Genomic DNA, 25,351 nt, shown 5'->3' with positions numbered 1-25,351 from the left:
ACACTATCACGCGCAATCCCGGCGCGGATACCGCCGGCCGACTCAGACCACAGGAACCCGTTTGGCGGCGACCGCTGCCGGCGAGATCACCTCGATGTCGAGCGGCACCTGCCAGCGCTCGGTAAAGCGGACCTGCGGCGGTGCATTGCCGTTGCGGCCGCCCTGCAGCACGAAACCGTCATAGCCCGAGTTCATCACCTCATTGCATTTCTGCACATAGATCGGGAAGCCGCCGATATAGGGCATGAACACGCGGGGGCGGCCCGGGATGTTGGCGCCGACATACCAGGAGCTGCAAGTCGAGCGCAGCGAGACCGTGGAGACGTCGTTGACATGGGCGACCCAGGCGTCCTCGTCGTCGCGGACCGCCTCGATCGTGGCGGCGCCGATATCGCGCATGTGGCTGATGCAATCCGCCAGCCAGTCGACATGCTGCTCGATCGCCTGGATCATGCTCGCGAGCACCGACGGGCTGCCGGGCCCGGTGATCATGAACAGGTTCGGAAATCCCTCCGAGGCCAGCCCGAGATAGGCGCGCGGGCCGGCGCGCCATTTTTCGGCGAGCGTCCGCCCGCCGCGGCCGGTGATCGCGATCTTGTCGAACGAGCCCGTCATGGCGGCAAAGCCGGTGGCGGACACGATCGCATCGAATCTATATTCGATGCCGTCGACCACGATGCCTTCGGTGGTGAAGCGTTCGATCGGCGTCTTCGACACGTCGACCAGTTTCACATGGGGCAGATTGTAGGTCTCGAAATAGTTGGTATCGACGCAGAGCCGCTTGCAGCCGAACACGTTTTGCGGGCACAGCAGCTCGGCGGTGGCGGGATCCTTGACGATGCCGCGGATCTTCTCGCGCGCGAAATCGGCGATGGTGTCGTTGGCCGCCTTCTCGAACAAGAGGTCGCCGAACGCGCCGAGGAAGGGCAGGCCGCCGCGCTGCCAGGCTTCCTCATAAAGCCGCTCGCGTTCATGCTCGCTTGCCTGCAAGGCGGGCTGGGCGTTGAACTGAAAATAGAAGCCGGTCGGCCGCGCCCGCGCTTTCGCGCGCAGCTCCGGATAATGCGCCTTGGCTTCCTTCAGATACTCCGCCGACAGCCGCTCGTTCCATGCCGGCACCGACCAGGTCGCGGTGCGCTGGAATACGGTGAGCTCGGACGCCTGTTGCGCGATGATCGGGATCGACTGGATCGCGGACGATCCGGTGCCGATGACGCCGACGCGCAGCCCGGTGAAGTCGACACCCTCATGCGGCCATTCGCCGGTGTGATAGATCGGCCCGCGGAAATCCGCCATGCCGGGAAAGGCGGGACGGTTCGGCGCCGACAGGCAGCCGACTGCCATGATGCAGAATTTGGCGGTGACCTTGTCGCCGCGATCGGTTTCGATCGACCAGCTGCCCGCCTTCTCGTCGAAGGTCGCCGCGGTGACGCGGGTGTCGAACACGATCTGGCCGCGCAGGTCGAAGCGGTCGGCAACATGGTTGGCGTAGGCGAGAATTTCGGGCTGCGGAGAATATTTCTCCGACCAGCTCCACTCCTGATCGAGTTCCTCGGAGAACGAGAACGAGTATTGCAGGCTCTCGACGTCGCAGCGCGCGCCGGGATAGCGATTCCAGTACCAGGTGCCGCCGACGCCGCCGCCGGCCTCATAGACCCGCGCGGTGAAGCCGAGCCCGCGCAGCCGATGCAGCATGTACAGACCGGCGAACCCTGCGCCGATCACGACAACGTCGAACGTTCCAGTTTCGGCAGGGCGCGCAGCCTTGCGCGCGGTGCTCTCCTGAGCCATGGCCCGTCTCTTCCCTGTATCGTTATGTCTTGTCCGCGCCTCGTTGGACGCGGCGACCGAAAGCTTAGGGCGAGGGCGACGCGGCCCGCAAGCACATGAGTTGCCGCGCCGGGTATGGCTCCTATGCTGCGGGGCCGAGGGCTGCGGTATCGGGCGCTGCTTCGGGCGAGACTCGTTGCGATGAAATCCGCAATCGGCGGGCAGTGCCAATGCCGATTGTTCAACCGTCGTTGGCCTTCACGATCCGGATCAGCTCGTCGCCGTAATGCTCGAGCTTCTTGTCGCCGATCCCGGCGATATTGCGCAGATCGTTCAGCGTGTCCGGGCGCATCGCGGCGATGCCGTCGATGGTCGAATCGTGCAGCACCACATAGGCCGGCACGCCGCGCTGGCGCGCGACCTCCGAACGCCAGGCGCGCAGCGCTGCATGCAGCGCGGGGTTGACGGCGCCGCCGGGGCTGTCGGCGGCCGGCGCCAGCCCGCCACGGCGCGATTTGCTGCGGCCGGCGCGGCTGCGCGCGCCTTCCGGCTGCTCGCGCAGCATCACCGCGGTCTCGCCCTTCAGCACGCCGCGGGCGCTATCGGTCAGCTTGAGCGCGCCAAAGGCGTCGCTGTCGGCGCGCAGATGGCCCATCGCCACCAGCTGGCGCAGCACGGCGCGCCATTGCTTCTCGTTGAGCTCGCGGCCGATGCCGAACACCGACAATTGGTCGTGGTTGAACTGCTTGACCCGCTCGGTCAGCCGCCCGACCAGCACGTCGATCAAATGCATGGCGCCGAAGCGCTGCCCGGTGCGGTAGACGCAGGACAACAGTTTCTGTGCGAGCACCTTGCCGTCGCGGACCCGCGGCGGCGTCAGGCAGTTGTCGCAATTGCCGCAGCTTTCGTCCGTGCGGGTCTCGCCGAAATAGCCGAGCAGGCGCTGCCGCCGGCAATGCACGGTCTCCGCGAGTGCGACCAGCGCGTCGAGCTTGCCGATCGAGACACGCTTGAAGGCGTCGGAGCCGGTGGATTCGTCGATCATGCGGCGCTGCTGCACGATGTCGGAGAGGCCGTAGGCCATCCACGCGGTCGACGGCTTGCCGTCGCGGCCAGCGCGACCGGTTTCCTGGTAGTAGGCCTCGATGCTCTTCGGCAGATCGAGATGCGCGACGAAGCGCACGTCGGGCTTGTCGATGCCCATGCCGAAGGCGATCGTGGCGACGATCACGATGCCGTCCTCGTTGAGGAAGCGGTCCTGATGCCGGGCGCGCACGCCGGCGTCGAGCCCGGCGTGATAGGGCAGCGCGGGAATGCCGGCCTCGCTGAGCGCCGCGGCGACGTCCTCGACCTTGGCGCGCGACAGGCAATAGACCACGCCGGCATCGCCGGCATGCCGCTCCCTGATGAAGCTCTTCAGTTGCGTGGTGGCGTTTTGCTTGTCGACGATCTCGTAGCGGATGTTGGGCCGGTCGAAGCTCGCGACGAACTCCGGCGCATCGGTGAGGGACAGCCGCTCGGCGATCTCCTTTCGCGTCAGCGCGTCCGCGGTCGCCGTCAGCGCGATACGCGGCACTTTGGGGAAGCGCTCGGCGAGTGCTGACAGGCCGATATATTCCGGGCGGAAGTCGTGGCCCCATTGCGAGACGCAATGCGCCTCGTCGATCGCAAACAGCGCGATCTGCGCCTGGCCGAGCAGATTGAGGCAGCGCGGCGTCAGCAGCCGTTCCGGCGCGACATAGAGCAGATCGAGATCGCCGGCGAGCAGCCGTCGCTCGACCTCGGAGGCTTCCTGATAGGACAGCGTCGAATTCAAAACCGCGGCGTTGACGCCGGCCTCGGTGAGGCCCGCGACCTGGTCGCGCATCAGTGCGATCAACGGCGACACCACGATGCCGCAGCCGTCGCGCAGCAGCGACGGCAACTGGTAGCACAGCGACTTGCCGCCGCCGGTCGGCATCAGCACCAGGCAATTGCCGCCATCGGTGACGTGGCGGACGATCTTTTCCTGTGCGCCGCGGAAGCCCGGCAGGCCGAACACGGAACTGAGCACGGACCGCGCGTCGCGAGGCGAGCCGGATGCACGATCGAGGGCGGGCTGGGCGGTCATGATCCCTGAGCGGGCGATTCGGATTCCCGGATCGAACGATTCCGGAACGAAACGTGTTAATACACGGTCCTGCGATAAACTCAATTAAGGCAATGGCTGCCGATCACCGCGCATGCCCGTACCGACGGCTGAACCCAGCCGCGCGCCGATCAAGGATGCCAATCGATGCGTACAGCGCCTTCGGCCGAAGGGGATGCTGCTTCGCGTGCAGAAAACACATCGAAACGGGAAACTCGGACGCCGTCAGGCCGTCGGAGCGGGTGGCGACGGGGGCGGCGTCATTGGCTCGACCTTGTAGGTCTTCGGCAGGTTGATCGGCTTGTAGGCCGGATCCTTCTCAATGCGCTCAAGCACCGAGGCATGGATGGTGGCCCCTTCCGGAATCGGCCGCGGCTCGCCGCGCGGCAGATAGAAGCCGAGGAACGACTTCCGTTCCAGCCACTCCTTCCATTTGTCGCGCTTCGGAATCCATTCCAGGATCTCCCAGGCCGCGGTCAATGAATTGTGCAGGGGATCCGTCGCGCTCGGCGGCACGTAAACGTGCGTGCGTGGCGGCAACGGCATTCCCCAGGCGAGATGAGCGATCATCGCCCGGTCCATATGCAGCCCGGCCGCAGCGGCCTGTTCGAGCATCCAGATCAGCGGGAATTTTGACGGCCCGCTCTCGGTCTCCGTGTAGCCGCCGCCGACGTCGGAGTGCACGCCGGCGAACCAGACCTGGCGAATGTCCTGCGGCCCATCCGTTGCTCGATCGAACGGATTCGATCTATGGGACTGCGGCTCCTTCCAGCAGTTGAGGCGGAACATGCGCCGGCGCTCGTCGATCGAGATTGCCTGGCGGAATCGCTTGACGCTCGAATTGGTACGGGTGAACAGCAGCGTCTGCATGTCGAAGTCGAGCAAGAACCTGTCTTGCCGCGGCACAATGATCGACGCGACCGTGTCCCAGACCCCGACGAACTCGATATCGATGTTTCGACCGCCGGCGATCTGGCTGAAATGCCAGGCCTCCTTGAGCGCCGCCGCGCTAAAGACGTCTTCGGACTTCTGGGCATCGGCGCTGGCCTTCTTGTAAGTCGAGAACGCGTAGTCGGCGAGGTCGAGTTGGTCGACCGGCAGCAGGCCCATCACATGGACGAAGGCTGCCAGCACGCGCACTGTGTAGGCGCCGCGGCTGAAGCCGAACATCCAGACCCGGTCGCCGGGTTCCCACGTCCGGCACAAGAATTGATAGGCGCCGAGCGTGTCCTCATCGAGACCGGCGCCGAAGGCCAGTCCTAACAGGCCGCGCACCTGCTGCTTGAAGCGGCCCCAGCTGCTCTGCAGGCCGACCGTGCCGAGACCCGGATGATAGTAGATCCGCTGCTGGTCGTCCTTGTCGGCGACGCGAAACAGCTTCAACACGTTGGAAATATTGGCGCCGATCTCGTTGCCGGTGCCGTCGCAACAAATCACAATATCCTTCGGCATCCGTTGCCCCGCGGCCGCCGTGAAAACGTGTGATCTCAATGTACGGCAGAACACGGGGAAGATTCAATCTTCAATTGAAGACGGCTCCGTGTACGCGGCATGAACGCCGGCTGTCGTTCCGACGTCTGCGGCCGGCATCCGGCGCGCGTGCACGCTCCGACCGGCGATCCGCAGAATTCAATTGCAACACTTCGGAAAAGGTGGGAATCTCATTCGACAGTCATTGCGATATTGCGTCGATATTTTTTGCCCTTCAGGGGTTTCCCCGGTGCGCGCGATCATCTTGCCTGCTGCTTCCCGTAGCTTCCACACCATGGACTGGAATGGATCGGCATGAGCCACCAAGCTCTCGTGACGGTCATTCTCGCGGGATTGGTGGTGGGTGCGTTCGGGCTGTTCTGGTGGGTCGGCAGCTACTCCGATCGCGTTTTCGTGGGCAGATTCCGGACTCGCTTTCCAGAGAAGACGCTGAGCTACACCGGCGATCAGCTCGGCGAGCTGGTGCAATCCGATCTGCGGATGAAGTATGTCTTCCCGATTCTGTTCCCGCTCGATCTCATCGTCATGCTGGCGTTGGCAGGCGCGATGGGCGCGGCGTCATCACATTGGCTCAACCAGATCCGTCCGACTGCTGCGTGGCTCGGCCTTGTCGTGCCGGCGGTGTATCTGCTGAGCGACCTGATCGAGGATTGCTTGCTGAGCTGGCTGTTGCTGCACGGCGATCCGAATGCAGCGGCACGTTCAGTCTCGATCCTGAAGGCGATCACGACGATCAAGCTCGTCAGCATCTTTGCCTCGATTGCGCTGACGCTGGTTGCGTTCGTCGGATGGCTATTTCACAGCGACTCGCTTCGCGTCTAAAGCGCTGGCGATCTACTGATACGTCGCCACGATGTCGGAGACGGCGCGCTCGAGCTGCTGCGCGGTCGCGCATTGGCGCACCACGGTGCAGAAGGTCGCGTAGCGCGGCATCTCGGAATCGCCAAAGCCCCAGACCATGCGGCCTTCGGGGTTGAGCCACACCAGTCGCTTGGAGCGCTCGCCGATGCGGCGCAGGATGTCGGCGCGCGGGTCGAGATTGTTGCTGCGAGCGTCGCCGAGCACGATCACCGTGGTTTGCGGCGTGATCGCGCTCATCCAATTGTCTTCGAAATCGGCGAAGGAATTGCCGTAGTCGGACGAGCCGAAGCCGACCTTGGACATGATCTCTTTCATCGCTTCTTCCGGCGAATTGGATTCCAGGATGCCGCTGACCTCGATCAAATGGCCCGAGAAGGCGAAGGAGCGGACGTCGTCGACCACCTCATGCAGGCTGTGGATCAACAGCAGGAAGAAGTCCGAGACGCGCGCCACCGAGCCGGAGACGTCGCACAGTGCCACGATCTTCGGCCGGTCGCGATGCTTGCGCTTCCACGCGGTGAGGAACGGTACGCCGCCCCAGGCCGCGTTGCGCCGCAGCGTGCGGCGGACGTCGAGATGGCCGCGGCGCTGGCGCTTGCGCGGCTTGGAATAGCGCTCGCGCAGGCGGCGCGCGATCTGGCGGATCAGCGCGCGCATCTGCTCGACCTGGCGCGGTTCGATCCGCGCCAGCGGAGCGTTGCGCAGGATCTCGTTGCGCAGGTTTTCGGCCTCCTCGCGCCCATAGAGCAGCAGGGCTTGCGAGACCGCATCGCGAACGGTGCCGCGCAGGCCGTTGAGCGCCTCCTGCAGCCGCTCGGCGAGCGCCGGATTGCGCGCGGTCTGTTCGTCGATGTCGTCGCGCAGACGCTGGATGCCCATCGCATCGAGGATGCGGGTCTGGAAGATGCCGCGCTGGGTGAAGTAGCGGATGTCGGGCAGCGAGGCGGCGCCGGACGCATTGGCGATCGCGGTCGATATTGCGGATCGATCCTGCGACAGCAGCATCTGGGCCAGCGGTCCGAGATTCTCGTTGGCGGCGCCGCCCGCCGCATCGCCATGTTCGTCGGCCGACGGGTTGGCGCCGGATTCGCTGGTGTCGTCGGTCTTGTTCTGCTCGGCGTTCTCCTGCTGCGGCTCGGGCTGGCTGAAGAACAGGTCGAAGCATTCGCCGAGTGCACGCTTCTCGTCCTGTGTCTTGGCCAGCGTCAGCAGGAAGGTGTCGCGCAGGATGTCGCGGTCGGCAAAGCCGACCTGGGCGACCGCCCGCATCGCATCGATGCTTTCGGCAGGCGAGACCCGGACCCCGGCTCCCCGCGCCGCACGAAAGAAGCGATGCAGGTTCTCGCGCATAATGGTTTAGCTGAACACGCCCTGGCGCGACGCTTTGGCGATGAAGGACGAAATCTGCGGCGTCGCGGCCTCGATATCGGCCTCATATTTCAGGAGCACGTTGAGCGTGTCCTTGACGATCTCGGTGTCGAGCTCGCTCGCCTGCAGCAGCACCAGCACGCGCGCCCAGTCGATCGCCTCGCTGACCGAGGGTAGCTTCTTCAGGTCGAGCGAGCGGATCTCGTGGATGAAGCCGACCATCTGCTTGCGCAGCGTCTGCGAGATGCCGGGCACCCGGCTCTCGACGATGCGCTCTTCCAGCTTCTGCTCGGGGAAGCCGATATGCAGATGCAGGCAGCGCCGCTTCAACGCGTCGCCGAGATCGCGCTCGCTGTTCGAGGTCAGGATCACGGTCGGCGGCGCCACTGCGGAGACGGTGCCGAGTTCGGGGATCGTGACCTGGAAGTCCGAGAGGATCTCCAGCAGCAGCGACTCGAATTCGGCGTCCGATTTGTCGATCTCGTCGATCAAGAGCACGCAGCCGGCCTCTTGCTCCAGTGCCTGCAGCAGCGGCCGCGGCTCGACGAATTCCTTGGAGAAGAACACGTCGCCGAAGGTGTGGAGCTGGTCGAGCGCCGCCGCCAGCGACTGCGCGCCGCCGAGCACCTCGCCGAGCTTGTCCTTCAGGATCTGGGTGTAGAGCAGCTGCTTGGCGTATTTCCACTCGTACAGCGCCTTGGCCTCGTCGAGGCCCTCATAGCATTGCAGGCGGATCATCTTCATGCCGCGCCAGGCGGCGATCGCCTTCGCAAGCTCGGTCTTGCCGACACCGGCAGGACCCTCGACCAGGATCGGCTTCTCGATCTGCTGCGACAGATAGACCGCGGTCGCAATCTGCCGGCTCGCAATATAGCCTTGCGCGGCGAGGCCGCTTTCCACGGCCTCGATCGAGGCGGTGGGCCTGCTGTCAGCCACGAGGATCAACTCCGAATTGCCTTAAACCCGGACCTGTTCTGCGCCCGTTGCGGGCAAAGCACAAGGCTCGTTTGGCCCGCAAAGGCATGGAGTTGGCGCATGGTTCTGGGGTATTCCGCCGAGCGCAATACGGGCTACGGTTCTGCACGCGTCGTTCGAACCTCCCCTTGAAAAGGGGAGGTCGCTTTGCTCGCCAGAGCAAAGCGGGTGGGGGTCTGCTCTCTCAATAAACGCCGGCGTCTACGGCTGACCCCCATCCCGACCTTCCCCCTTTCAGGGGGAAGGAGAAGAATCTCGTAGCCCGGCTGCCGTCAGCCCGCGCAGCTCTTCACGAAATCCTTGCGCTGCGGGCCGACGATCTTCTGGTCAATCGCCTGCTTCAGGCAGTCGAGATGCGCCTGCGCCATGCAGAGCTGCATCTGGTCGTGCCGGTCCTGACCCTTCAGCGCCTTCGCCGCGCTCTGGCAGGCCGCGCGCTTGGCACCAGGGACGGGCGCTGCCGCCGACGTGCTCTCTTGCGCGGGAGCTGCTGCCGGCGCGGGGGTTGAGGCTGATTGCGCGAACGCTGCGATCGAGACCAGCAGCGAACCGGCCGAGACCAGGGCGACGAAGAGACGTTTCATGGATATGCCTCCGCGGGGTATGATCCGGAGAGGTGGAACGTCGGCTCTCCGGAACGTCATGCTCAGACAAGGAAAGGGATCACGATGCGATTTCATGGTCGCGCCGTGGCCCAGGGGGGCCGAGAATTAGAGACCGTCGCCTGAATGCGGCGTGAATATGCCGGGAGGCCGCTTCACCTCAGCGTGAGGCCGGATGCCGCCTCGAGCTCGGAGATCGCCTGCGCGGCGCTTGCGACCTTGATCGTGGTCATGCCCATCTCACGCGCCGGCTTCAGGTTGACGCCGAGATCGTCGAGATAGACGCAGTTCTTCGGGTTCACCTGCAGTGTCTCCACCATCATCTGGTAGATGCGCGGATCGGGCTTGCGCAGGCCGATCTTGGCGGACTCGATGACATGGTCGAACAGCGCCATGACTTCCGCGACATAGAGCGTGCGCCCGCTATGGCTGCCGATTGCGTTCGACGGCAGATTGTTGGTGATGCAACCGGTCTTGAACTTCGCCTTGATGCGCTTCAGCGCCTCGACCATTTCGGGCCGCAAGTCGCCGGAGAGCAGCGGCAGCACGTCCTTGCCGCGCACCTCGGCGCCGAGCGCCTTCGATTCCGTTGCGAACTGCGCGTCGAACGCGTCGATCCCGATCTCGGCGCGCTCGAACTTGGCCCAGGCGTTCTCGAGATGGTTGGCTGCGTTGGTGCGGCGGATGATGTCGATGGGCAGGCCGCGCTCGGTCTCGTAGCGTGCGAAGGCCTCGAACGGCGAGGTGGTCAAGACGCCGCCGAAATCCCAGATCACTGCCTCGATCATCAATGTCCTGCCCGTTGCAAAGCGGCGGCTTCGCCCCGGGTCGTCCGGCCGTTTTTGCCGAAGACAGGGCAACGCGCGCTCAGCCTTCTTTATTGGAATTGCCGCCGATCAGGCAAGCCGCCAGTTCGCAGCAAACTCCGCCATACGGAACGGGCTCACCAGATCATCGGAACCAGGCGATAACGCACGCGCCCGAGATACTCGGCATAGCCGTCGAGTTCGGCGGTGAGCATCCGCTCCTCCATCATGGACCGCAGGCCGAGCAGCGCAGCCATGACCGGCACGATGGCAAGGCCATACCACGACCCGAGCAGCAGCGGCGTGCCGACATAGGTCAACAGGCCGCTGGCATAGATCGGGTGGCGCACATAGGCGTATGGCCCCGTAGTCACCGCAGCATGGCCGCGCTCGCGCTGCATCTTGACGACGAGCGCAGCATAGCTGTTCTCCCGATAGGTCCGGTAGGCGACGTAGAACGATGCCACGATCAGCACCGCGCCGGCGCATCGCAGCCAGGAAGGGACGAGCGACGTCTGATAGCGGATAGCGTCGAGCGCCATCAGCGGCAGCCATATCAGCCACAAGAGCGGCATGATCGATGTGATGACGCGATCCCATCCGACCTGGCCGCGCAATGTGCGCCGCTCCGCCAGCAGACCCGGATCGTGCCTCGCGAGCCATGCCTCGGTGATCAGCCCGCCGATCGTGATCTCGAGCAGGAACATCCAGGCGCCGGCCCATCGCATGGTGCCGGCCGCGAGAAACAGCAGTGTCCCGAGGCCCACAAACGTGCCGGCGGCGCGGCGCAGATTGATGCGAGGGGGATTGCCATTCTGGTTCATGTCTCTCTCTCCGGCGGGCGGCAACGGCGGCGCCGCTGGATCAGGCGGCCGTTGCGTGGGGTGCGGATCGAAGCGCGGCTCAGTACGTAGGTCCGGTCACGGTCTGCGGGTCCAGTTTCGCGCCTGCCCGGAATAGACCTTGCTCGGCAGCGCGCGTGCCGTGGGATCGAGCAGGATCTTCATCGCGGTGTTGAGCCGCGCCTCCGAATGCGGCGAGCCGTCATGGCGCATCTGCTGCGGAGCACCGGGGCCCTGCGGCGGCGCCATGTAGGCCGACGTTGTCGGTGGGGCGGGCGTGGTGGCGATCTTCGGACGGGCGACAACAGCTGCCTCCAGCGGGCGCCGCGCGTCGGTGATGCTTGACGCTGCGGATGGTGTTTCCGCCGACGGCGGAGAAGCCGCGCTGTCGGATCCGGATTTGCGGGGCGGTCTTGCCATGGCATCGGCTCCATATGTTCGGTGATGACGACGATCTCAGGATCTCTCTTCGTCGGATGTGGTGCGTTTGGCGATGATCGGGTTGCGATCGCTGATCGCGGCGAGCAGCGAGGCGTGGCTCACGACGGACCCTACGACGATCTTGCCGGAGGGCTCGATCCGGCGATCGTTCTGCTGCTGTGGGCTCCTGGCGGTGGATTTCTGCATCATGTCGGCCTCCTCGAGGGTGGAGTGGGGCCCGACCGCGTCGGGCCCCACGTTTGGCGATCAGATGCCGAGTACGCCGCCGAGGGCGGGCAGAGCCACCTTCGCGATGCCACCGAGGATATCGCCCCAGTCCTGCGGGTTGACCGACCCGTTGGTCGCCACTTCAGCAATCCGCTTCGGACCGCGCTCGATGCCCTCACACTGGATCGGGCTACGCACGCTGCCGAAGGTCTCAAAGTCGTTCCTTGCGTACATGTTCAGCTCCTTCTTTCGGTTTGAATTGACGGCAACCACGGGAGGTGGGCACCGACCGGGGCCGCCGTCGCTGGACGTCGCCCAGGGGATCGCTCATCGCGTCGGTCCCCTGGACCACGTGACGCCAATTCGCGCCACGTTCTGATCTCCTCCGGACGCAGAGGAGCAATCGAGTCAATAGACCTGCCACTGCCGCAATGGTCCGACCGCCACCGGCACCACGTCGCTGACGTCGATCGTGTACTGATAGACTTCGCGCGCCTGGGTCAGGACCTGCGTCGGGTTGAAGAAGCGGTAGGTCACGTCGTGGCAGATCGATTCCGGACGGCAGATCAGACTCTGGTCGACTTCGACGCTGTCGAGCCGCAAGCCCTTCTTGGCGACGTCGGTGAAGATCTTCCGCGTGTTGTAGGCATTCATCGCCGAGTAGTTCAGCGCGCGATCCTGCGGTGAAAGACCGACATTGCGGAATTCGTTGTAGATGCGCTCGAGGAAGCCCTCGGCGCCGTCCGGCCAGGTGTTGGTGTCGGGCCCGAACAGCGTGTAGAGATCCCACTGGTAGAAGCCGCGCCAGTCGGTCACCAGCGTCGGAACGACCGTGCCGTTGAGCAGCCTGGTCGTGTTGGTGCTGTCGACCCAGCCGGCCATCGAGACCCGCGCCACGCCGCCGCGCGGCGGGAATGCCGGGGGTGTGATCGGTCGTGCGTCAGCGTCGGCGGCGGCCGCCGCCGCCTGTGCCACGGTGCGGGTCGTCGCGGGATCGTCATGCGAAACCTCCTGATGCCAGAGCGCCAGGATGAGCGCGGCGAAGAACCCGAGACCGAACACGTCGAGCGGCTTGATCGCGTAGATCGGGATCGAATCGATCGTCATCGTCCAGGTGATGGCGTCGGCGTCGGGGAAGTTGTTGCCGGCGCCGGCCGGCGTCGCGGCCTCACCTTCGGCCTGGTTCAACAAATAGCGCGCCATGATCGCCGGATTGTACGGCGCCGAGGTATCGCCGGAGCGATCGCGCTCCGGTCCGAACGCGGGATCGCCGCGGCCGATCAGGCTGTCGCGCCAGTTGGCGATCGCCTGCACGAAATAATCGAGGCGGGCCTCCTTGCCGAAATCGTAGAACAGCCGGCCGATCGGGAAGGCGAGTTGACCGGTGGACTCGGCCGTAGCGCCCTGCGGACGCATCCCGCCGCCGCAACTGCAGTTCTTCTCGCTGGCTCGAACCGCGGGGGCTTCGTACATCGGCAGCGCCTGGGGCATTGCGACGGGAAGCGCGCTGCTCGGCGTCAGCATGGGAAGTTGCTGCGGCTGCAGCCAGGTTTGCGGCATCATGCCGGCTTGAGGCATCGCCATCTGCGGCATCATCATCGGTGGCATGACCATCTGCGGTGCCGGTGCCGGCATCCAGACCATGTCGCCGCCCGCATGAGGTACGTGATACGGATAAGGCGCGGGCGCTGCGATCGGCGCGGCGGCGACACCGTGATCAACAGGAGCGGCCATGGCCGCAGGTGCTGCCGGTGAGGCGGGCTGCGCCTCGCTTGGCATCATTCCGGCGCTGCTTCGCAGGACCGAGCCGTCCGGCCCGAATATGCGCGGAGCCGATGGTGCAGACATTGCTGATAGATCTCCCATGGAACCCTCTCTGGTTGCAGTTGGCTGAGCGGCGGATGACGGTTGGACGAATGGGCGCGCGGACACTCCCCGGAAGCGGGGAGGCGCGGCCGTGGTACCCGACGGCATAACGGCGTCCGCCTGCTCGCCAAGCAGGGCGGCGACAGCCGCGGGAATATCGAGCCGTCCGGCGAGGCAGCGCGAAGCGCCGCCGTCGTTGCGGCACGGCGCTGCGCTTTCAAGCAGCGCGGTACGGACGGCTTGCGGGTCGGCCTTGCGTCCGTTCTGGCGCAGGCATGAGAGCAGCAGCGCGACGACGCCGGACACGATCGGCGCAGCGTAGCTCGTTCCGGACCGCAGGCTGACGTTGCGGACCGGCGAGGCGCCGGCGATGTTCTCGCCCGGCGCCAGGACGCCGTTCTCCAGATAGGCGTCGCCGAAATTGCTGAACGGCAGCGGATTGCCGGCGAGGTCGCAGGCGCCGACCGCAAGCACGGAGGCGAGGCTGCCCGGCACCTGCACGCAGCGGCAGCCATCATTGCCGGCGGCGGCGACGATCAGCTTGCCGGCGCGTTCGCAGGCGCGCACCGCGTCGACCAGAATGCGATCGGCCTGTCCCGTCGCGGATTGCTGACCGCTGCTGATGTTGATGATGTCGGCGCCCACGGCCAGCGCCTGGTTGATCGCGAGCGCCAATGTGCTTTGCGAGGACGGCTCGATCTGTCCGGCGGCATTCTCGCGATAGATCGAGAACACGGTTGCGCTGCAGTTCGGCGCGATGCCGAGCACCGGGCTGCCAGGTGTGCCCATCAGCACGCTCGTGACATGCGTGCCGTGCTCTGACTGGATCATCGATGAAGACGGCGCGACGAACTCGCCGCCCCTGGCGACGCGGGCCTGGCTGAGCGAGGGATGATTGAGATCGACCGGGCCGTCGATGATTGCGATCTTCACCGCGGGGTCGCCACCCGACGTGCTCTGCCACAAGGCATTCAGACCAGCGATGTCGGCAACTGGATTCATGAAATCGATCCTGGCCGGTCTGCTGCGAGTTCGCGCAGCCGATCCGCCTTCCACGGCAATCTGCAACCCGCGCAGCGAACGAAAAGAGCGGCATGTCGCTGCGTTGGTGCCGTTGTGGCAGGTGCGCCGGGAAAGGCCTATTCACCGCGGTGGATCAGAAAGGATCGAGGCGATGATGCGGATCGACCGATCCATGAGATCGATGTTGCGGCTCGAAAGATCGATCAAGGGGTTTAGTCGGGATCGTCTACGGCGTGATGCGTCCCCTGCGTGCAAGGCCGCGCCGCATCTCTGCAGCGATGCGTACACGCGCTGCGGTCAGCCGAATACGGAATTCAGGTTGCTGGTGTCAGTCGAGCTCGCGGCGGCGATCGAGAACCGGCGCAGATGATGCGATCCACGGCGCTTCGCGCACCCGCCGCATCGCCTGCGCCCGGCGCGGCAGGCCGAGTTTCTGCAGCACGTGATGGACGTGATGCTTGACGGTGGCAAGACTGAGATTGAGATCGCGCGCGATCTCCTTGTTCGACATGCCTTGCCCGATGAGCTTGAGAACCTCGCCTTCGCGGCGCGTCAAGCCCTGGTCCGTGTCGATAGCATCCGTCTGACGTTCCATGCAAAATAGCGCGCGCAGCAGTCCGCCGGAGATCTCGGCGCTGCAGGCGAGCCGCCCGGATGCCACGTCCGACAGCGCGCGGCACAGCTCGTCGAAACTGGCATTCCGGGAAATGTAGCCGCTGAACCCGGCCCGGCCGCAGCGGACCACGTCGCGCCGGTCCTCGTTGAGGCCGAGCGCCACCAGCGCGATCTCCGCATGCTCACTCGCAATCACGCGCACTTCGTCGAGATCGATGCCCTGCGTGACGTCGATCAGAATGACGCTCACACTGCCCGTCTGGAGGGTCGCGCGCAGGCCGGAGAGATCGGAAACCGCCGCCTCGACGGCAAACTCGGCGTGGTTCTGGAAACTCGAGGTGAGCCCCTCGCTGAACAGCCTGATCGGCGTGACGACCGCGATCCTCATATTATCCTCGAACTCAACAAAATGGCGGATGGAAAGCCGTCTGGTGGTCGACGGTACCGGCATCCAGAAAGTCATGAAGGTAAGTATGCGGTATGCTGCCAGAGGTTGTATCGATATCGGGTCGAAATTACGGCGTTGATGCGCGCCGGATCAAGAGATGCAGTTCACATTGCCGCGTCGTCGGGAATTGCGCAGCCCGATCTGATGTGTTGCATATCGCGACAAGACGAAGACGCGGGGAGCGGGCGTGCGATGGCGATGCAGGAAATCTGAAGGCGACTTCAACGCCGTAGTCATCGACCGCTAGATATTTAGACAATTGACGCGTGCGGGCCCGGATGCTCTGTACAACATTGTGTGTTCTCCAAGATGCGGCGTGAGCGAGGCAATGCGCGCCTCGCACGTGCTTAGATTCAGGCAGATCGGCAAGGTTCCATGACGAGATTTATTCGAGCGGCAGCCCTTCTGACCCTGGTGATGGCAACGCCGGCGGTAGCGATCGTCGGTGGTGGCGCACCATCGACGGATGGCGTCGCGCGCGCCGTCGTCACCATCGTCGGCTCGCGTGGCAATTTCTGCACCGGCGCGCTGATCGCGCCGAAGGTGGTGCTGACTGCGGCACATTGCGTGCAGCCCGGTGCCGACTACAAGATCGTCGAGTATGGGCCGGACCGGCAGCCGAAGCTGCAGGACGTCAAGACGGTTGCGATCCATCCCGGGTTTCGGATGCAGGCGATGACCAATCATGTGGCGACCGCCGATGTCGCGCTGCTGCAGCTTGCGGCGCCAGTCGCTGGCAAGGCGCCGGCCGTGCTGGGCATGCCCAACATTCCGATCCAGACCGGCGGCCGCTTTACCGTCGCGGGTGTCGGTGTCACCGTCAGCGGCGACGGCAAGAGCGGCGGCAGCATTCGTGTCGCGGGCCTGATCGCGAGCGGTAAGCCCGGCACGCTGCAGATCCGTCTCGTCGATCCGGTCGGGCAGGGTGTGCGCGACGGACTTGGCGCCTGCACCGGCGATTCCGGAGCGCCCGTGTTCGAGGACAAGCAAGGCGGACCCGTCATCGTCGGCGTGGTGAGCTGGTCCACCGGCCCGAACGGCACCGCCGGCTGCGGCGGCATCACCGGCGTGACGCCGCTTACGCTCTATCGCGACTGGGTGATGCAGACCGCGCTGCAGTGGGGCGCGAGCTTTTAGCCCAAAATTGTATGCTTCGGACGGCTCGCACTCGCAGTTCCGTCATCCTGAGGCTCGCTCCGCTCGCACCTCAGGATAACGGAACGTAGAGCGCGCGCGTCTGAAACCTAATGCCCCGCCGCCTTGTTGGCGGCGGCGTTGTTCAGCACGATCAGGCCGTCGACGGCGACGCCGAGCTTGCTGTTGATCAGGAACGGATTGACGTCGATCGAGGCGATGCGGCCATTGGCGTCGGCCATCAGGTTGGAGAGCCCGACCAGCGCCTTCACCGCCGACGCCTCGTGCAGCGCAGGCTTGCCGCGATAGCCCTTCAACTTGACTCCGGCCTTGGTCTTGGCGATCAGCTCTTTCGCCTCGGCGGCATCGAGCGGCGCGCCGGCAAGGGCGACGTCCTTCATCAGCTCGATGTCGACGCCGCCGGTGCCGAACAGCACCACGGGGCCCATCTCGGCATCGAGCGAGGCGCCGACCACGAGCTCGAGGTCGGCCTTGACCTGCTGCGCGATCAGGATGCCCTCGAGCTTCGGCTTGCCCTTCAGCTTCTTCACCCGCGCGGTGATGTCGTTGAACGCCTTCTTCACCTCTGCGGCGTTGGCAAGGTTCAGGACCACACCGCCGATATCCGACTTGTGCAGGATATCGGGGCTGACAACCTTCGCGACCACCGGGAAGCCGATCGTCTTGGCGATCTTCACGGCCTCGGCCGCGGTCTGCGCGACGTCTTCCTTCGAGATCGGGATGCCGTAGGCCTTGAGCAGTTGCTTCGAGGCGACCTCGTCGAGCGCGGCGGCGCCGTTGGCGGCCTTCAGCGTCTTCTCCAGCACCGCGCGCGCGGAGGCCTTCGAGCTCGACACGATGTCGGGCACTTCCTTGCGCAGACCGGAATATTCGATCAACGACTTGATCGCGCCGACCGCGCGGTCGAGGCCCTGCAAGACCGCGATATTGGGCAGCGACTTGCGTAGTCCCTTGGTAAAGTCAGTGAAGCCGATCGACATCGCGCTGATATAGATCACCGGCTTGTTGGCCTGGCCCGCCATGTCGTTGACGATCCGCAGATTGCGCTCGCGCAGCTCGTGCGGCGCCTTCGGCAGCTCGGCGTCGATGATGACGATGTCGGTGTCGGGATCGTCGATCATGATCTTGATCGACTTCATGTAGACGGAAGGATCGACCACCGCGGCGAAGCCGGCGTCGAGCGGGTTGCCGACGATGCTGCCGGGCCCAAGCATCTTCGCCAATTGCTCCGATGCATTGGGGCTCAGCGGCGCGAAATTCAGGCCGGCGGAATAGAACGCGTCGATCAAGAGGCCGCGCTTGCCGCCCGACAGCGACACCGCCGCGAGGCGGTTGCCCTTCGGCGGGTCGGCATGGACGAAACATTCGGTGGTTTCGATCAATTCATCCAGCCCGCGCACGCGGATCACGCCTTCGCGGGTCGAGATCGCATCGAATGTCTCGATCGAGCCGGCGAGCGCGCCGGTATGTGCCATCGCGGCGGCCCGGCCACCCTCGGAGGCGCCGAGCTTGAGCGCGATCACCGGCTTGCCCGCGGCGCGCGCCGCCTTGCAGGCATCGCGGAATACTTTGGTGTTCCTGACGCCTTCGAGATAGACCACGATGACCCGGATGCTCGGATCGGCGGCGAAATAGCTCATCAGGTCCGGGGTCTCGAGCCCGGATTCATTGCCTGTGGTGACCATGTAGCCGACGCCGACGCCGCGATCCTCCAGAGCCTGGCGGATCGCCATCACGATCGCGCCGGACTGGCCGGCGATCGCAACCTCGCCCGGCTCCATCGTGACGATGCGATCGTCGATATTGGTGAACAGGTTCTCGCCGGCGCTGAGATTGCCGAGGCAATTTGGGCCGGTGACCGCGAGCCCGGTCTCCTTGATCGCCTGCTTCAGCTCGACTGCGAGCCGCTGGCTTTCTTCGTCCTGCAGCTCGCTGAAGCCCGATGTGACGATGGTCGCCGAGCGGGCGCCGGCAGCGGCCGCGTCGCGGATCACCTGCACGGCAAAGCGGGCCGGCACCAGCACCAGCACGTGGTCGGGCTTTTCGGGAAGGCTGGCGAAATCCTTGTAGCAGGTGACGCCCCAGATCGTTTCGCGCTTGGCGTTGATCGGAAACAGGCCGCCGGCATATTGGTATTTGATGAGATTGTTCCAGATCCGTTCGGCGTAGTTGCCGGGCTTGTCGGTGGCGCCGACCAGCACAATGTTGCGCGGGTGCAGCATCGCATGGACGCTTTTGACAATGTCGCTGGCGTCAGCGGGCGGTGCCCATTTGCGGGACGAGTGTGACGTGCTGCCTGCGAAAGCTTCCATGGAGCCTGCCCTTATCCTTGTTCTGTTCGTTTCCTCTGGCCCACGGCGGGTCACCGCAGAACGTGATTTTCATTGTTTTTATGGCCGATGGAAGGGGGTAGCAACTCACGCTGCTGCAAGTCAGGGCAACGCTTGCAATATCCCGGCAGGCGCAAAATCGGTGCGCGTCAGGAACCGGATTCGATCATGGTCGCGTGCAGCAGATAGCGTTCGGGGCCCGAGGTCAGCGCGTCGAATGGCCAGCAGGTCGAGAGCACCAGCTCATACCGGTCGGTGAGCGGATCGATGCCGGACTGGTCGAAGCGGACGACCGCGCTGCGATCGGCGCGGTAGCGAAACATCCTGCCGTCGCTTCGCGTGACGTCGATCTCGTCGCCGATTGTGACATCTTTCAGAAACCGGAAATGGGTGTCGCGATGCGCGGAATAGACCGCGACGCCCGGCTGGCCGGCATCGACGCTCTGCTCGACATGGCCGGGACCGAACGCCAGCGCCTGGCCGCTGCTCCCGGCCAGCACGATCGCGGAAGCATGCAGGCGCTTCACCTCGATCCTGGCCACCGGCCAGGTGTCGGCCCAGCGCCACGGTTTTACCGGATGGCCGGTTGCGATGCTCTGTGTAAAGGCGCGCTCCAGCAGCACCTGCGCAAGCAGCGCCTTGGCATGGATGTAGGCGCCCTGGCCGAACAGGATCAGGCCGATGAGGGCGAAGGCGAGGGGCGGGATGAAGCGGGGCATGCTCTTACTCCCGTCATTGCGAGCGTAAAGCGAAGCAATCCATCGAGCGGCATGTGCGGACCCATGGATAGCTTCGTCGCTTCGCTCCTCGCAATGACGCTTGGTGAGAAAAGTGGCGCGCGCGGCCCCCGGGGGGACGGGTGAGAAGGCCGCGCGCGCTCTGAAAGAGAAGGTCGGGGGCACCTCCTCCTTTCATCCGACGTCAGTGGGACGACGTCTGACGCCGGTTGAACACCAGAAGCAGAAGGCTGACCGTGAGCAGGATCACGCCTGCGATCATCTTCAGCTCGGCATCGGTCGCGGTCTTCGGCAGCTGGATGATGCCGGGATCTGGAGCTGCGACCGGTGATCGCTTCAGCGCGGCGAGCTGCAGCTTGCCGTCGCCGGCGTCGGCGCGACGCTCGCCCAGGGCGGCCGGCAGGCGCGGACGCTCACCGAACACCTTTGCGAAATCCCAGCCAGCAGGCAGGTTGAGCGGCAGTTCGGAGAGCTTCAGTGGCTCGCCTTCGGGACGGCTCGGCGTCTTGTCGACTGCAACGAGGCTGGTCAGCCGCGTCACAAGCTGATGCTCCAGCGCCAGCGCAAGGATGGTCTTGTCGGCGTCCTCCGGGCTCGCCTGCCGCGTGGTGCGCGCAACCTCGGCGTCCGCGATCTTGCGGCGTGCCCACAGCTTGGAGAGACCCTTGCCTTCGGCGGCATTCGCGAGCGGCAGCGTCACGCTCCACGGACGATCGCCGATGCGGCCCTTGATCTCGACCGAGCCGGTGAGCTTGTCGAGCTTCGCAGCCAGCACCAGCGGCTCGTCGCGATAGATGTCGGGGAGCGCCGACGGCGTCAGGTCGGCCGTCGCCTCGGAAAATTTTGCGGCGAGGTTGGTCACCGCGGGATTCTCCAGCTTGGCGAACAGGTCACGCATCCGCTCGTCGACCTGCTCGACGGAGCCGATATGGGTGAAGGTGCCGCGGCCGAGCTCGGCGGCGCGCGTCATCAGATAGGTGTTCGGCGCCGAGCCGATCCCGACCATGAAGATGCGCGAGCGGCCGCGTAGCGCGCTGATGGTCTCGAACAATTGCTGCTCGTTGCCGATCGCGCCGTCGGTCAGGAACACCACCTGGCGGACATGGTCGGCGTCGTCATGGCTTGTGTCGGAGAGAGCCGCGCGCATCGCCGGCACCATCTCGGTGCCGCCGCGGGCCTGTATCGCACTGACGAACGACGTCGCGTTCCGGAGATTGTCGCTGGTCGCCGCGACCGGCGTTGGAAACAGCGTGTCCATGGTGTCGTCGAAGCGGATCACGTTGAAGCGGTCGGTCGGCTGCAGGCGGCCGAGCGCGTAAATGAGGCTCGCCTTGGCCTGGATGATCGAGGTGCCGCCCATCGAGCCGGAATTGTCGATCACGAAGATCACCTCGCGGGGGGGCTGCTTCTGTTGCGCCTGTTCGACCGACGGTGGCGTGACGAAGGCCAGCAGATAGTTGGAATTGCCGACATGCTCGCGGAACAGCCCGACCGACGGCGCCTTCTCGGCGGCCGGCTTCCAGGTCAGCTCGAAATCGCGATCGGCCGGTATCGGGCCTTCGGCGAGCTTGACGATGCGCGTCGTGCTGTCGGGGCTCTCGATCCTGACCTGGTGGAAATGGCTCTTCACCTCGCCGAGCGCGAAGCCGGCGTTGAGGTGCACCGTGATGTTGGTCGGATTGACCGGGCCATTCGTCGCGGGATCAAGCACCTCGGAGGCGATGCGATCGCGGTCCGGCACCGGATCGGTCGTGGTGGCGCCCCAGCCGCTGCCGTCTGCACGGAGGTCGACGCTCTGCACGACAGGACGCGGATTGTAGCGGGGGCCGACCACCATCGGCACCCGCAGCGAGAATTCGTTGCCGTTCTGCTGCACCGGCTCCTGATACTCGATCTGCACCAGGACGGTTTCGCCGGGGCCGATATTAGCCACGGAGTTGGTGAAGATGTTCGGCCGCTCCTGCTCGGTGAGCGCGGCCTTCTGGCCGTTCTGCTTGGCCTGCTCGTAGATCGCGCGGGCCTGCTGCCGCTCCTTGATGTCGCCGACCACGATGCGATCGCCGACCACCATCCTCAGCGTGTCGACCGCGCCGCCGGCCGGCAGCGGATAGACATAGGTCGCTTCCACCCAGTCCTTGGTCGGGTTGCGGAAGATCTGGGTGACGCGGGCGCGGACGGTCGGCCCCGACACCGCGAGGTCGACATCGACGCCGAGCCTCAGTGCATCCCTGTAGCCGTCGTCGGTCTTGAACAGCAGCGAGCCGGAGCGCGCATCGCTTGGCCGCAGCACCGCCTGTTGCGGCACCTCGGCCGACCACACCGGATCAAAGCTCACGAACAGCGCCGCAAAGCCGATCGCCAGCGCGGCCACACCCTCCACCAGGAAGAACAGCGCAATGCGCATCCGGCGCGACATCCGGATCTGCGGGCTGCTCTCACATGCATCGTAAATCGTCATCTTCGTCACTCCCGAGCGAGGCTTTCGCTGCTTCGCAATCATGGAGAGCGGCGGTTTCGGCGCGAGCAGAATGATCGGCAATGATTGGCCGCCGTCCGGCGCGGCCCGCCGCCGGCCGAGGCGGGTTTGTGCGGTTTTGTGATGGATTGTCCGGTCTGCTAGACTGCCTGAATCGAGGGGAACCGGGCAGGAATCTGGATGCCGACGCCTGACAAGCAGCTATCCGCGGAGCAGAGCCGGCAGGTCGCGGAGACCATCCGGGAGGAAATCGCGCGCCGCCGCATCTCGCGGCAGACGCTGGCCGAGCAGGCCAAGCTCAGCCTGTCGACGTTGGAGAAGGTGCTTGGTGGCCGCCGCCCGTTCACGCTGGCGACCACCGTGCGGCTCGAGCAGGCGCTCGGCGTGTCCTTGCGCAAGCTGCCGGAGACGATCACGGTAACCGCGCCCGTCAATGGCGGCATCGCGCCCGACAGTCTCGGATCCTATTCGCGCCGTGCGGTGGCACGGATCGAAGGGACTTACATCACGGTGCGTCCGTCGTTCGGCGAGCCGGACGCGTTGTATGCCTATCGCACCGAGATCGCCTGGGACGATGCGGCGTCATCGCTCGGCTTCCGCGAGGGCGAGCGGCAGGATGCCGATTACACCCAATATGGCGAGGTGGCGGTGCCCAATGAATCCGGCTTCGTCTATCTCGTCACCAACCGGCATGGCCAGCATCGCGTGATCACGGTCTCGCGGCCGCGCAATTCCGGCGAGATGTACGGCATCATCACCACGCTGCTCGCCGGCCGCGGCTCGCTGCTGACGCCGGTCGCTGCGCCGATCGCGTTCCTGCCGGTGAAGAACGTGCCGAAGCCGAGTCTCGGCCGGGTATCGGCCGATGACGCGAACTTCGCGCTCTATCGCGAGCACCTGCGGCGCACGATCGACGAGCCGTTCGCGATTTTCTTGCCGGGATAATGAGGCAAGGTTACGCCGCTCTCGGACGCGCAGGCGCGACCATGCCGGCGATCAGCACGGCGAGAATGCCGGTCAGGAAAATGCCGTCAAACGTGCCGGCGCCGCCGATCGATGCGATCGGCGCACCGAGGCTGCCGATCTTGTCGAGGTTCAACAGGTCCGCGCCGAGCAGCGTTCCCATCGAGCCGCCGATATAGGCCAGCGGCGCTGCATATTCGCGCGACAGCAGCAGGGCGAGGATCGCCGTGGCCGCCACCGGAACGAATACCGGGACAGCGATGCCCATGCCTGGCACCGGCGTCGCGCTTGCATGGACGATGGCCGCGATCACGGCGGTCGCGATAGCGGCCCTGAGCCAGAGCTGATAACGCAGCATCAGATAGGCGGACATCGCGGCCGGAATCACCGCGCCGCCAACGTTCACGGCAAGGATCGTGCTCGGCGATGCAAGGTAGGGCACCACATAGCGCATGCCGAAGAAATCGACGATCTGCCCCGCTCGCACCGGCGGGCCGGACAGCACCGTGATCGGAATATTGAAGTAGCTGCCGATCAGCGACCCGAACAGCAGCAGCAATGCGACGCCGGGACCGACGCCGAGCCGCATATAGGCGTAGCGCAGGATGCGAAGCTGGATCAGGACCACCAGCGCGATGGCCGCGAACACCAGGATCGAGAAGAATCCCGGCGTCAGCGGCAGATAATGAACTTGGGAATGCATCGGCTAGACGATCCGGCTTCGGATTGGCTCCTATGTTACGTAGGGTTCTCTTGGTGGGATCACAAGGAAGGTGCCGATTCCGTCATCCTTGTAAGTCTCGAATCGCTGAGGTACGAGCTCTTGCGAGCCTCGAAGGATGCACGGCCACGGCCGGGGCCGTCGACCCTTCGAGACGCGCGCAAGGGCGCGCTCCTCAGGGTGACGGTGTAAGAGTGGTCGACGGCGGAATTAACTCGGCAGGCGCCAATCTGCGAAGGGCCGTAAAAACGAAGCCGCCCGGATGGGCGGCTCCGCGACGCTGACGTTCCGTAACGCGATCAGTCCTAGCCGCCGGTCTCGGCGCTGATGATGTCGCCGAACAGCTCCCATTGCCCGTTCTTGAACTGCATCATCTTGAGCTGCTCGACCGGCGCGAAGTCGGTCGCGCTGGTGTTGATCCGGATGCCGGGGATCAGCGTGTCGGGCGTGAAATCCTTCAGGCTGGCGGCCTGCTTCATCACGTTCTCACGGGTCAGATTGTCGCCGCACTGCTTCAGCACCTGCACCATGGTCTGCGCCGCGGCGTAGCCATAGACCAGATTGGCGTCGGACAGATTGGCGCCGGGCATGTACTTCTCGGCGAAGGCCATGAACTTCTTCATGCCCTCGTCGTTCTTCCACTGCGGATCGGAGGCGTCCTTGAGGTAGCCGGCTGACAGCACGCCTTCGGAGGCTTCGAGACCGGCGGGTTTCATGACCGCGCCGATCGAGATCGAGACGTCGGTCATCACGTGCATCGGCTTCCAGCCGAGCTCGGCGATCTTCTTGATCGCCTGCGCCGCGAATTTCGGCGTCGAGATGTTGACGAACACGTCGGCGCCGGTGTCCTTCAGCTTGACGATGTGGGAATCGATCGACGGCTCTGTCGTCTCGTAGCTTTCCTCGGCGACGATCTTGACGCTCGACTTGTCGAGCACCTCCTTCAGGCCGACCAGGTAGTCCTTGCCGAAATCGTCATTGGCATAGAAGATCGCAACCTTCGCGTCTGGCTTGGCCTTGAGGATGTATTTGCCGAAGATCCGCGCCTCGACGCGATAGCTCGGTTGGAAGCCCATCGTCCACGGGAAATCCTTCGGATCGTTCCACTTGCTGGCGCCGGTGGCGAGGAAGAGCTGCGGCACCTTCTTGGCGTTGTGATACTTCTGCACCGCAGTCTGGGTCGGCGTGCCCAGCGCGTTGAACACCAGGAACACCTCGTCGCTCTCAATCAGCTTGCGGATCTGCTCCACGGTCTTCGGCGGCGAATAGCCGTCGTCATAGGAGATCCAGTTGATCTTGCGGCCGTTGATGCCGCCCTGTTCGTTGATCATCTTGAAATAGGCTTCTTCGGTCTTGCCGATGATGCCGTAGGCGGAGGCAGGACCGCTATAGGCCTCGACATTGCCGATCTTGATCTCGGTGTCGGAGGCGCCGGTGTCATATTTCTTCTGTGCAAAGGCGGCCTGGCTGGAAAGCAGGCAGAGCGCCGCGGCGGCGGCCAGCAGCGACAGTTTTGTGATTTTCAT

Annotated in this window: 22 protein-coding genes; 4 read left to right on the top strand and 18 right to left on the bottom strand. The window is 64.8% G+C overall.

Annotation, left to right across the window (positions count from 1 at the left end; all coding sequences use genetic code 11):
* Window positions 1-42 precede the first annotated feature (42 nt).
* From ACVISU_RS19195 to ACVISU_RS19185, 3 genes are all read right to left on the bottom strand, one after another.
* Complete coding sequence (locus ACVISU_RS19195) at window positions 43-1,791, bottom strand: flavin-containing monooxygenase (protein ID WP_456707959.1); 1,749 nt, start codon at window positions 1,789-1,791, stop codon at window positions 43-45.
* 220 nt (window positions 1,792-2,011) lie between these two features.
* Window positions 2,012-3,880, bottom strand: a complete 1,869-nt coding sequence (gene recQ, locus ACVISU_RS19190) for a DNA helicase RecQ (protein WP_456707958.1) — start codon at window positions 3,878-3,880, stop codon at window positions 2,012-2,014.
* A gap of 243 nt (window positions 3,881-4,123) precedes the next feature.
* Window positions 4,124-5,350, bottom strand: a complete 1,227-nt coding sequence (locus ACVISU_RS19185) for a DUF2235 domain-containing protein (RefSeq protein ID WP_456707957.1) — start codon at window positions 5,348-5,350, stop codon at window positions 4,124-4,126.
* A 333-nt stretch (window positions 5,351-5,683) separates the two neighbouring features.
* On the opposite strand from ACVISU_RS19185, the gene ACVISU_RS19180 reads away from it, so the two are divergent.
* Window positions 5,684-6,211: a hypothetical protein gene (locus tag ACVISU_RS19180; protein ID WP_456707956.1), complete on the top strand. Its 528-nt coding sequence runs from the start codon at window positions 5,684-5,686 to the stop codon at window positions 6,209-6,211.
* 12 nt (window positions 6,212-6,223) lie between these two features.
* Here ACVISU_RS19180 and ACVISU_RS19175 read toward each other — a convergent pair whose 3' ends face one another.
* The 9 genes from ACVISU_RS19175 to ACVISU_RS19135 all read right to left on the bottom strand — a co-directional run bounded on the left by ACVISU_RS19175 (window position 6,224) and on the right by ACVISU_RS19135 (window position 14,359).
* Window positions 6,224-7,600 (bottom strand): vWA domain-containing protein, encoded by a 1,377-nt coding sequence (locus tag ACVISU_RS19175; RefSeq protein ID WP_456707955.1) that lies wholly within the window; start codon window positions 7,598-7,600, stop codon window positions 6,224-6,226.
* Between the two features lie 6 nt (window positions 7,601-7,606).
* A complete protein-coding gene (locus ACVISU_RS19170; protein ID WP_456707954.1) occupies window positions 7,607-8,554 on the bottom strand; it encodes an AAA family ATPase in 948 nt (315 codons plus the stop codon).
* A 311-nt stretch (window positions 8,555-8,865) separates the two neighbouring features.
* The gene (locus ACVISU_RS19165) at window positions 8,866-9,177 is read right to left on the bottom strand and encodes a hypothetical protein (RefSeq protein ID WP_456707953.1); all 312 of its coding nucleotides are present in this window, start codon (window positions 9,175-9,177) and stop codon (window positions 8,866-8,868) included.
* Between the two features lie 173 nt (window positions 9,178-9,350).
* Entirely contained in the window at window positions 9,351-9,983 is a 633-nt protein-coding gene (locus tag ACVISU_RS19160) for an HAD-IA family hydrolase (RefSeq protein WP_193791648.1), read from the bottom strand.
* A gap of 155 nt (window positions 9,984-10,138) precedes the next feature.
* Entirely contained in the window at window positions 10,139-10,825 is a 687-nt protein-coding gene (locus tag ACVISU_RS19155; RefSeq protein ID WP_456707952.1) for a methyltransferase family protein, read from the bottom strand.
* 96 nt (window positions 10,826-10,921) lie between these two features.
* A complete protein-coding gene (locus ACVISU_RS19150) occupies window positions 10,922-11,263 on the bottom strand; it encodes a hypothetical protein (RefSeq protein ID WP_157113519.1) in 342 nt (113 codons plus the stop codon).
* A gap of 36 nt (window positions 11,264-11,299) precedes the next feature.
* Window positions 11,300-11,473, bottom strand: coding sequence for a hypothetical protein (locus ACVISU_RS19145; protein WP_172803598.1), 174 nt, complete (start codon window positions 11,471-11,473; stop codon window positions 11,300-11,302).
* A 57-nt stretch (window positions 11,474-11,530) separates the two neighbouring features.
* Window positions 11,531-11,725 (bottom strand): hypothetical protein, encoded by a 195-nt coding sequence (locus tag ACVISU_RS19140; RefSeq protein ID WP_050401861.1) that lies wholly within the window; start codon window positions 11,723-11,725, stop codon window positions 11,531-11,533.
* A gap of 174 nt (window positions 11,726-11,899) precedes the next feature.
* Window positions 11,900-14,359 carry a S8 family serine peptidase gene (locus ACVISU_RS19135; protein WP_456707951.1) on the bottom strand — a complete coding sequence of 820 codons (2,460 nt, stop codon included), beginning with the start codon at window positions 14,357-14,359 and terminating at the stop codon, window positions 11,900-11,902.
* On the opposite strand from ACVISU_RS19135, the gene ACVISU_RS19130 reads away from it, so the two are divergent.
* Complete coding sequence (locus ACVISU_RS19130) at window positions 14,358-14,750, top strand: hypothetical protein (protein ID WP_456707950.1); 393 nt, start codon at window positions 14,358-14,360, stop codon at window positions 14,748-14,750. The genes ACVISU_RS19135 and ACVISU_RS19130 overlap by 2 nt on opposite strands.
* Here the strand turns inward: ACVISU_RS19130 and ACVISU_RS19125 are convergent.
* A complete protein-coding gene (locus tag ACVISU_RS19125; RefSeq protein WP_456707949.1) occupies window positions 14,709-15,383 on the bottom strand; it encodes a LuxR C-terminal-related transcriptional regulator in 675 nt (224 codons plus the stop codon). The genes ACVISU_RS19130 and ACVISU_RS19125 overlap by 42 nt on opposite strands.
* 435 nt (window positions 15,384-15,818) lie before the next feature.
* Between ACVISU_RS19125 and ACVISU_RS19120 the strand changes: the two genes are divergently transcribed.
* On the top strand, window positions 15,819-16,580 hold the full coding sequence (locus tag ACVISU_RS19120) for a S1 family peptidase (protein WP_456707948.1): 762 nt from the start codon (window positions 15,819-15,821) through the stop codon (window positions 16,578-16,580).
* A 107-nt stretch (window positions 16,581-16,687) separates the two neighbouring features.
* Here ACVISU_RS19120 and ACVISU_RS19115 read toward each other — a convergent pair whose 3' ends face one another.
* From ACVISU_RS19115 to ACVISU_RS19105, 3 genes are all read right to left on the bottom strand, one after another.
* Entirely contained in the window at window positions 16,688-18,910 is a 2,223-nt protein-coding gene (locus ACVISU_RS19115; RefSeq protein ID WP_456707947.1) for an acetate--CoA ligase family protein, read from the bottom strand.
* A 167-nt stretch (window positions 18,911-19,077) separates the two neighbouring features.
* Window positions 19,078-19,647: a class GN sortase gene (locus tag ACVISU_RS19110; protein ID WP_456707946.1), complete on the bottom strand. Its 570-nt coding sequence runs from the start codon at window positions 19,645-19,647 to the stop codon at window positions 19,078-19,080.
* Between the two features lie 202 nt (window positions 19,648-19,849).
* On the bottom strand, window positions 19,850-22,069 hold the full coding sequence (locus ACVISU_RS19105; RefSeq protein WP_456710857.1) for a marine proteobacterial sortase target protein: 2,220 nt from the start codon (window positions 22,067-22,069) through the stop codon (window positions 19,850-19,852).
* Window positions 22,070-22,321: 252 nt separating this feature from the next.
* Here ACVISU_RS19105 and ACVISU_RS19100 point away from each other — a divergent pair, with 252 nt between their 5' ends.
* The gene (locus tag ACVISU_RS19100; RefSeq protein ID WP_456707945.1) at window positions 22,322-23,086 is read left to right on the top strand and encodes a helix-turn-helix domain-containing protein; all 765 of its coding nucleotides are present in this window, start codon (window positions 22,322-22,324) and stop codon (window positions 23,084-23,086) included.
* A gap of 10 nt (window positions 23,087-23,096) precedes the next feature.
* Here the strand turns inward: ACVISU_RS19100 and ACVISU_RS19095 are convergent, their stop codons facing one another.
* Window positions 23,097-23,807, bottom strand: a complete 711-nt coding sequence (locus ACVISU_RS19095) for a DUF1614 domain-containing protein (RefSeq protein ID WP_456707944.1) — start codon at window positions 23,805-23,807, stop codon at window positions 23,097-23,099.
* Window positions 23,808-24,130: 323 nt separating this feature from the next.
* Complete coding sequence (locus ACVISU_RS19090) at window positions 24,131-25,351, bottom strand: ABC transporter substrate-binding protein (RefSeq protein ID WP_456707943.1); 1,221 nt, start codon at window positions 25,349-25,351, stop codon at window positions 24,131-24,133.

Source organism: Bradyrhizobium sp. USDA 4452, from assembly GCF_054063575.1.
This window is presented reverse-complemented; position numbering and strand designations above follow the sequence as displayed.